Raw genomic sequence first — 1,915 nt, 5'->3', positions numbered from 1 at the left:
CACACGTAACACAGAAGCTCTGCAATGAAATTGCACACAAATTAAATACGCGCCCACGCAAAAGACTTGGGTATAGGACACCAACGGAGTATATTCATGCGCATCTGTAAAAAGTGTCGCACTTCAAACTTGATACTAAGCGCAATTTACCATTCTCGGAAGTCTTTTCGAAGCACACTCTGAGGCAATACTATAGTATTGTCATTTATGTCTTTTGTACCCTCATGTCGGACCATTAAGGTGAAGGAAAATATCGCAGACCTAGTAATTTGGAGCATGTGTTCAAGGAAGTTAACAAAATCTGATTCTTTAATAAAAGCTATTTCGTCAACAAATCGATAGGAATTATATAGGTCATTCGGCTTATCACTTTTGTGAACTACAACAAATTTGTGCTCTAAATCATTTCGCCATGTTTTGAAAATCGCCCATTCACCATCTTTACGATCGTTAAGATCACTAGCAATACTATATAACGCGAGTAACCCTGGAGATTTTACTACTTCAAATAACTCTCGTCTTTTATTACGATCAAGCTGCCAAAAGCTTTGGAATGACACATTCCCATTTGGTGGATACAAATCATATAATTCGCATACAGCAACTCCGATTTTGTCTAGTATGCCAAAACATAGTCTAAATGAGGTCCTAAGCTTTTCTACGTCCACGCCTAGAAGCTCATCATTAAATAATTCAGAAAAACAAGATTCGTGGAGTAAATCATCATCTTGTGCTTGGGTCACATAGTCATAATAGAGTTTTCTTGCAAAAGAAAACTCTGACTTCAACCGATTTAAAACCATTTCCATTGGGACTATGAAGTCCCCGACTACTCCACCGATATGCGGTATTGTTAAGTTATCCCTTGCACTACCGGCACAATGACAATACAAACCATGCTCTGAAAGAGACAATTGGTTTGTAAGGCAAAACTTTCTGTAATCACTGAGCGCATTAAATTCAGCTTCCGTTTCGTGATTATCGTCTTTACTTCTAGATATATTCTCTTTTTTACAAAAATCATCAATTTTCTGTTGATGAAATTCAGATAAATTTAAATAGTATTTTGCCCAACTATCGGGAATATCTTTTGCTTTACTTGCTTCCGTATATCCTGACACAACCTGATCAAGCATTTGCAATGAATGAGTCGATGTAATTGTATTGAGCATCAATAATGTATCACTACGATTTACTAATGCTTGAGTGCAGAATGGATTCAGACTTAACGCTCTGTCATACAACCTGAGAGCCTCCACGAGGCGGAACTGTTGCTTCAATGAATTAGCTAAATTCACAATCAGTTCATACGGGGTATCTTTCTGATTTTTAGTTATTTCTTTTAAGGCTTTCCAGTACAATTGTTTTAGCTGAACGAGTTCTTCAATAGTTTCAAAAGTATGATTGAACGGATTTGGCTCAGAAATCATACTTGATCTAGCGTTAGCCAAGTTATAGTAAAAATCACTATCTGGGATTAGAGCAAGCATTTCGGCTTGGTTATCATTCATTAAGTTGTAGCCAATGGAAACTATCTCTATGTCAGACTTCATTGAACCAATATCTATAAATGAACCTGCGATATTAAACAGCATTAAGTAATACTCTTCACTACCATCACCTAAAGCTTCGATAGTTTTTAATAACTCTTTAGCTTTAGTAAAAGCTTCAGAAAATTCACCAATATCAAGTAGAGCATTAATAGCTCGATGTTTTTCAACAAATGATTCTTCAACCATTAAAGGCTCCAATACTTCGAAATCGACATTGCGTATAACGCCGCATTAAGGTGTGAGCAACGCCACCACAAAACTTAACCATACCACCGTAAACACAAAACCCAACGATGACACTAAAAATGCCAAGCGTTGGGAATCACTCTTAAATGCTTTGTTATGTGCAATTTGCTACTTGA

At 36.7% G+C, this 1,915-nt stretch carries 1 protein-coding gene and 1 pseudogene; one reads left to right on the top strand and one right to left on the bottom strand.

What is annotated here, in order from left to right:
* Nucleotides 1–110: pseudogene (locus ACTS60_RS10055) on the top strand (IS30 family transposase); the annotation flags it as partial.
* 36 nt (nt 111–146) lie between these two features.
* Here ACTS60_RS10055 and ACTS60_RS10050 read toward each other — a convergent pair.
* Nucleotides 147–1,739 (bottom strand): LA2681 family HEPN domain-containing protein, encoded by a 1,593-nt coding sequence (locus tag ACTS60_RS10050; RefSeq protein WP_440888111.1) that lies wholly within the window; start codon nt 1,737–1,739, stop codon nt 147–149.
* Between the last annotated feature and the right edge of the window lie 176 nt (nt 1,740–1,915).

The organism is Vibrio sp. WZ-1 (assembly GCF_052037695.1).
Taxonomy (GTDB): Bacteria; Pseudomonadota; Gammaproteobacteria; order Enterobacterales; family Vibrionaceae; genus Vibrio.
The sequence above is the reverse complement of the archived record's forward strand: the minus strand, read 5'-3'. Positions and strand labels throughout refer to the sequence as shown.

Coding starts and splice junctions, on each gene's coding strand:
- ACTS60_RS10050 (WP_440888111.1), bottom strand. CDS start 1,739: ATGGTTGAAGAATCATTTGTTGAAAAACATCGAGCTATTAATGCTCTA.